This window comes from bacterium (assembly GCA_016703265.1).
Lineage (GTDB): Bacteria > Krumholzibacteriota > Krumholzibacteriia > LZORAL124-64-63 > LZORAL124-64-63 > CAINDZ01.
This window is the reverse complement of the sequence record JADJCK010000003.1, coordinates 687639-694353: the sequence shown is the minus strand read 5'-3', so window position 1 is coordinate 694353 and position 6715 is coordinate 687639. Positions and strand designations below refer to the sequence as shown.

Sequence of the window (6715 nt, the reverse complement as noted above, 5' to 3'; positions counted from 1 at the left end):
CTGCGGTGGGCCTTGAATCCTCGTTCGGCACCGGGCCGAATCCGCCCTGGCCAAACGACGCAACCAACAGCGCGCCTCCCTGAGCCGTGGTGTGATCGCCGAATCACGGCCCTGGCCTGGCGGCCGTTGCCGCCCTGCACCGGCGGTTGCCGCCAAACGACCAAGGAACCTGCGGCAACATGCGGTTGCACCCGCTCGCGACAAGAGGTCGCAGATAGGCGCGCTGTCCTGATCGGCAGGAACCGGTTAGTCTCGGGTGCCGGCGCTGCGGCGTTGCTCAAACCGTCGTCATTGCTCTTCCCGAAGGAACAAACATGTGTCTTGCCACCTTCGCGAACCTGATCTCATCCCGCTCAGCGATCTGCTTCCCGCTGACTATGCTCCTGGCCATGGGGCACGCGCTGCCCGAATCCGCGACCGGTTCCCCGAGCCCCGAAGGGGCGCCGGCCGTCGCAGACGAGATCTCAGCCCCAGACACCACCTGGCCGGCCTCAATCGCACCGACAGCAAGCGCTTCGACGACCCGGCCTATGGCGTGTCCATCACCTACGCGGGCGACCACGGCCGCGCCACGCCTCTACATCTACGATCGGTTATGGATGCCATTCCGGAGGATGTCGACGCGCCTGTCGTGCGCGAAGCCTTCGATTCGGCCTGCGAGAGCGTGAAGGCCGGGGTAGGTTTCGGCCTGTTCCAGGCGCGCGGACCTCAAGTCGCGCGATGAACTGGAAGTTACCGTGGTCTGGCGACGATTGCGGCTCCTGCATGCGGAGTTCGAGATCGAGACCAAGGCGAGCGGCGGGCAGCCTTCACAGGTGCAATCGTCCCATGTGTTCCTGACGTCGCATCGCGGCGAGTTCTTGAAGGTGCGCCTGACGTGCCTGCCTGGCGAGGGCGCGACCCGCCTTGTCGAGGCCATCGCGAAGGACCTGGCGGCCTTCGCCGGCGCCCGTGACCTGGGCGCCGGTTGGAAGAGCGAAGCCGACTTCCGCAAGTCGGAGCCCGCCGTCCGGCTCGTGGGCAGTTGGCTGGAGTCGCATCCCGGCAATCCTCCGGAAGGGGTGCACAAGAGCGCCATGGCCTTCGTCACGACCTGGCTGATCGGCACACCCTACGTGCGGTTCGAACTCGACACCGCGCATCTCACGTCGCTTAAGGACGGCGACTGCGAATGCACGCCCTTCCTGACAACCATGTTCATGATCGGCTGCGGCCTCCACGCCCTGGAGATGCCGGGAGCCGACGCGGCCGCCGTCCGGTTGGCCGGCACGCAGTACATGCTGCGCGCTCACGCCAATCTCGCCAAAGTCGGCGGCGAGCAGTCGGGCTGCGCGGCGTTGGCGCCGCTGGCCCAGGCGAAGGAGGCCGGCACGCTGGCCGAGGAATTGCGGCAGTGAACATCCGGCGCCTCACCACCATCGGTGCGCTTTGTCCTGTCGGCACTGGCGGCCAACCCCTGCCCCGCCAACGACACCGTCATGAACCAGGGCGCCGGCGGCCTGCAGCCCCTCGATGTCCGGTCCGGCAGCGAGAGCCCGATCCGCCTGGTCGACGAGGAGCTGGTCTTCCGCTTCGGCAAGTGGCGGACCAGCGTGGAGGCGCGTTTCGTGTTCGAGAACACGCGAACTGATTCAACTGTGCGGCAGCTGTCCGGGTTCCCGGACGTGCACGACAATGTCGAGGGATCCTGGGCGGGCGCGAAGTACGAGCCCCGGGATGTCGCCGAGTTCGACACCCGGTACCGCGTCAGCGAACTGCGCGACATGGTGACGCGGATCGACGGACGCCGCGTGAGTTCGCAGGTCCGCTATGGCTACATCGACGAGATTCCGGAAAGCGAGTCGAAATTCGACGGCGCCTGGGTGCCTGTCGATTCGATCTCCGGCGTGCGGGTGCGCTGGTACGTGGTCGAGCTCGTGATCCCGCCCCGAGGGCGGGTCACGCTCGAACGCAGTTACAACGTGCGCAACGGGGTCCTGTGGCCCGAGGGCGGCCATTTCCAGTACCATCTTTCGACGGGAGGCGCCTGGCACGGCACGATCGGCCGGATGCGGGCCACGCTGATCCTGGAGGATGGCCTGACTCCTTCACACATGGTCGTGCCCTGGCCGGACGAGCCCGCTGCGCCCGACTCGCTCTCTCTCTATCACAACGAAAGAGAATGGCGTTACATCGCATCCGATCGGCTGACGCTGGAGTGGACCGACTTCGACCCCTGGCGCGAGCCGCGGAAGCGGTCGCTCAATTTCCAGTGGGAACCGCTGCCCGGCGAGGAATACGAGCCGTACGAGGTGCTGCACAGGAAGGAACCCGGCTCGCGCTGGTGGCCGGGCAACTGGTTCCGGTAGGCGGCGCACGTACCACCGTCGCCGCGATGGAGTCCTGACATGCTGATCCACTACGTCTCCGATCTGCACCTGGAAGGCCTGCCCGGCCGCTCCGATCTGACGGGCGTGCAGCCCGTCGACGGCAGCGATGTGCTGGTCCTCGGGGGCGACATCGTCCAGTTGCGGCATTCCGGCGAGCTGCAGCGCCTCGTCGCGCGTTCACGCCGCGCCTGCCGGCTACGTCCCCGGCAACCACGAGTACACCGGCCCGGCCCGCCCGCCGGATCGGGGACGGCTGGAGGCCATCGCGCACCTCGACGACCGGGCGACGATGATCGACGCGTGCGCTCGCGCAGCACCCCGCCCGCGGCGAAGACGGCACACGCCGACGATGAGAACGCCCCGCACCTGAACGACTCCAGATCAACTGCGGTGCGGTGAGCATCCGCGTCGCCGGCCCGCATCGGGCCCGCACCGGCAGACTGCTGCGACGAGCAGGCACCCGCCCCACCGCGCACACGCATTTCATCCCACGCCGGCGGGCATCATGCCGCACGCCGCAGCAACCCACCACTCGCCCGAGCCCGGGCTGATGAGCCCGGACACGCGGACGCCGGCCACACGCACGCCCTTCCGCCTGCGCGACCGCCCGCCGTCTGCAATCCGCGTGGCACCAGGAACACGGACGGCGAGACCGACTTTGATCCGGGAGCGACGTTTCGCGTCGGCTGAGGATGGAGCAACGCGCCCGCGCTTGAAGAATGGTCACGAAACACGGACGCCGAACCGGACGAATCCCAAGTTCCCCGCCGCGCTCCCGCCGGCGGTGTCGTGATCGCGCGATCACGGCGCGACGTGACCGCCGGGCGTGATGGCAAGCGCCGGCGCAGGATGAAGGCACGTCACCAAGATGCTTGGCGACAATGGCTTGTCCGATGGCCCGGCCGGAACGCCGCGCAGCAAGGCTCCCCGACACGCCGGATGCCGTTCCCGCACCCCGCCCATCGCCCGCCCGCAGTGATCGCCGGCCGCTGCGGTGGTATGGTTATGCCGTGTCGGGGGATGCCAGGAGGGCGCGCCGGCGCGCCTGGCGCAGGCCTCGGGAGCCGGGAAAGCCAGCCTCGTGTTGGGCGAGCACGATGCGGGTGGACCCGGCTTCCGTTCATGTGCGGGACGCCGGCCCGGGAGCGGGGGTCTTGATGAAGCAGACGATCCCCCATGCCGTCATGATCGCCGTGACACTGGCCCTGGTTGCCGCCCCGTCCCGGGCATCCTGGACCACGCTCGCGCCCGGCCTTGACCTCCGGCGAGTTCGCAATCCCACGCGCTGCACCCGGTCAGGCCAAGGCTGCGCTCACCATCCTGCGCGTGGATGCCGCGCGATGGTCGCTCGAACTGCTCAGCGTGGACGATGTCGACGCCCCCGACCTCATGACCGCCCGCCAATGGTGCGAACAGCATGATCTGGTGGCCGCCATCAACGCCGGCATGTTCTCTGTCGACTTCCGCACGCACGTCGGGTTCGCGGCGGTGCGGGGGCGCGTGTTGTGCGAGGTCGTCAGCGACTACCAGTCCGTGGCCGCGTTCCATCCCTTCGACGGCCGCGGACGGGCGCCGTTCCGGATCTTCGACCTGGACGAGCCCGGCGTCACGCTGGCCGGCATCCGCCGGGACTACGGCTCGGTGGTGCAGAACCTGCGGCTGATCAAGCGCCCCGGCGACAATCGCTGGCAGCGACAGGACCGCCGCTGGAGCGAGGCCGCCCTGGCCGAGGACGCGCAGGGCCGCATCCTCTTCGTGTTCTGTCGCGCCCCGCTGACGATGCACGACTTCAACGAGGCGCTGCTGGGGCTGGGGATCGGCGTCGTGGCCGCGCAGCACCTGGACGGCGGGCCGCCGGCGCAGATGTTCGTGCGCGTGGGCGAGGTCGAGCGCGAACTGGTGGGCAGCTACGAGACCGGGGTGCGGCAGGACGAGGGCAACGTCACGGCGTGGCCGATCCCGATCGTGCTGGGGGTCAGGCGGCGGTAGAGGTTCGAAAGGCAGGTTCTGATGCGCGTCTCCAACACAGGTCGCACGGGTTTCCTGATCCTGGCGCTCGGCGCTCCTGACCGTCGGCTTCCCTGTCCCTGCCAACGGTCAGGCGTCGCAGCGTCGGTGGGACACCGCAAAGTTCCCTGATATCCTGGGAAGCCTGTTTTACGTGGAAAAGCGCGTCCACGCGGCCACCACCCACGGCGTGACGGCGATCTACCGGGGCGACGATCGCGTTGCCACGATCACGTCCTATGATCGCGATCTCACCAAAATTCCCGCGGACCTCACGGCAGGAATCGTGCGCGACGCCTTCGCACAGTCGTGTCGCGATCTCGAGTTCGGCGTGCGCCAAGGGGTCTACAGGACGGCCGCGATCCGCGACAGCAGCCAGGTCACGGTCCAGTTGCCGTGGCGCGAGATGGAGTTCCTGCGGGCGACGTACGACGTCGAGGTGGCGGAGACGTCAACGGAACCCGCCTACCATGTCACGGCACACATCTTCCTCACCGTCCTGGACGGGTCCTTCGTCAGGGAGCGCTACACGCATCCCGCCGAGGCGGACGACCCCATGGAGGCGCAGAGAGCACTTGCCGACTTCGCCGGCATGCTGGCGCTCCGTTACCTGGACGCCGGCTGGACTTCCGCCGACGACTTCCGGCAGGCGGAGCCGGTGGTTCGTCGCATGGCGCAGTGGCTTGCCGATGATTCCCTCTATCCGCCGGACGACCTGAGGGTGGCGATGGGGGTGCATGTGGTGAGCTGGATCACCCACAACCCCTACCTCCAGGCCCCGGTGGACACCGGCCACCTGGCGCTGGCGATGAAGGACGGCGACTGCGAGTGCGAGGACTACGTCGAGATCATGTACATCATCGGCTGCGGACTGCACAAGATGGACGAACCGGGAGCCGGCCCCGCCGCGGCGCGGCTGGCCGGCATGGAGTTCGCGCTGGACGCGCAGGCGCGACTGGCGGCCACGGGCGGCAAGCTGACCGGCTGCGCCGCGCTGACGCCGCTGATCAGCGCGCGCAAGTCGGGTACCCTGGCGGCGATGCTGGAGGAGTGAGCATGGCAAGGATCCACGCCCGTCTCACTCTGCCGGTTCTGTTGCTGTTTGCGCCCGCCATGCCCGCCCTGGCCAACGACTCCTCCCTGAACCCCGGCGCTCACGGCCCCGAGCCGCTGGACATCCGCGACGGTCGTGAGAGCCTGATCCGCATGGTCGAGGAGGAACTCACGTTCCATTTCGGCAAGTGGCAGACGCGCGTGCACGCGCGGTTCGTGTTCGAGAACACCAGCGCCGACTCGACGGTCAGGCAGCTTTCAGGATTCCCGGACGACTCGGTCGAGGGCGTCTACCCCGAGGTGCAACCCTATCGTCTCCACGACTGGGAGGTCGAGGAGTTCGACCGGCGTCAGCTTCACAGCTCGCCGATCGCGGACATGAGGACCAGGATCGACGGCAAGCCCGTGGCTTCGAGCCTGCGGTTCGGCTTCGTGGCATCGACGGACGAAGCTCCGTGGGGCTGGGTCGCGGCCGATACGGTCACCGGCGTGCGCGTCCGCTGGTACGTCGTGGAACTGGTGATCCCGCCGAAGAGCCGGGTCACGCTCGAGCGCTCCTATCGCGCGCGCAACGGCCACCAGGGCATGGTCGGCTCCCACTTCCAGTACCTCACCTTGACCGGCGGCCCCTGGCAGGGCACCATCGGAAGGCTGACCGCGCACGTGATTCTCGAGGACGGCCTGACGGTCGACGATCTGGTGTGGTACGAGGGCGAGTACGACCCCTGGTCGATGGGCACGTATCCGCCGCGTGAGGAATGGAGCGTCGAGGGCCGCAAGCGGCTTTCCCTCATCTGGACGGACTTCGACCCGCGGCTGGATGTGCGGAAGCATCAGCTCGGGCTGGCGTGGTTCAGCATGGAGCCGGAGGACGCCCGCCGGTGGCGTGGCGAACGGTTCAGTTCGCGCTGGTGGCCGTGGCACTGGTTCGAGTGAGCATCGTCCGGTTCGCGGAACGCGGTTTCGCAACAGCAGATTGGCGACTTGCGCCGGCGCAAGTCAGCACCGAGAACAGGGGGGGGGGGGGGGGGCCCCGGGGGGGGGCCCGGGGGAAAGGGGGCCCGGGCGGCGGGACCGGGGGGCGCGGGAAAGGGGCGGGGGGGCCCCGCCCCGGGGGGGGGGGGGGGGTCCCGGCGGGGGGGGGGGGGGGGGGGGGGGGCGGGGCGGGGGAGGACCCGGGCCGGGGGGGGGGGGGGGGGGGGAAAGGGGGACGGGGGGGGGGGCCGGGGGGGGGGGGGGGGGGGGGGGGGGGGGGGGGGGGGGGGGGGGCCGCCCCGGCCGCCGGC

General features: G+C 69.2%; 7 protein-coding genes. All 7 read left to right on the top strand.

What is annotated here, in order from left to right; genetic code table 11:
• Window positions 1-535: 535 nt before the first annotated feature.
• The 7 genes from IPG61_07225 to IPG61_07195 all read left to right on the top strand — a co-directional run bounded on the left by IPG61_07225 (window position 536) and on the right by IPG61_07195 (window position 6365).
• A complete protein-coding gene (locus IPG61_07225) occupies window positions 536-724 on the top strand; it encodes a hypothetical protein (protein ID MBK6733872.1) in 189 nt (62 codons plus the stop codon).
• 13 nt (window positions 725-737) lie between these two features.
• Window positions 738-1397: a hypothetical protein gene (locus tag IPG61_07220; GenBank protein MBK6733871.1), complete on the top strand. Its 660-nt coding sequence runs from the start codon at window positions 738-740 to the stop codon at window positions 1395-1397.
• Between the two features lie 24 nt (window positions 1398-1421).
• A complete protein-coding gene (locus IPG61_07215) occupies window positions 1422-2348 on the top strand; it encodes a hypothetical protein (GenBank protein ID MBK6733870.1) in 927 nt (308 codons plus the stop codon).
• Window positions 2349-2387: 39 nt separating this feature from the next.
• A complete protein-coding gene (locus tag IPG61_07210) occupies window positions 2388-2768 on the top strand; it encodes a hypothetical protein (protein MBK6733869.1) in 381 nt (126 codons plus the stop codon).
• A 927-nt stretch (window positions 2769-3695) separates the two neighbouring features.
• On the top strand, window positions 3696-4358 hold the full coding sequence (locus IPG61_07205; GenBank protein ID MBK6733868.1) for a phosphodiester glycosidase family protein: 663 nt from the start codon (window positions 3696-3698) through the stop codon (window positions 4356-4358).
• A 172-nt stretch (window positions 4359-4530) separates the two neighbouring features.
• On the top strand, window positions 4531-5430 hold the full coding sequence (locus IPG61_07200) for a hypothetical protein (GenBank protein MBK6733867.1): 900 nt from the start codon (window positions 4531-4533) through the stop codon (window positions 5428-5430).
• Window positions 5431-5432: 2 nt separating this feature from the next.
• Complete coding sequence (locus IPG61_07195) at window positions 5433-6365, top strand: hypothetical protein (GenBank protein ID MBK6733866.1); 933 nt, start codon at window positions 5433-5435, stop codon at window positions 6363-6365.
• Window positions 6366-6715 lie beyond the last annotated feature (350 nt).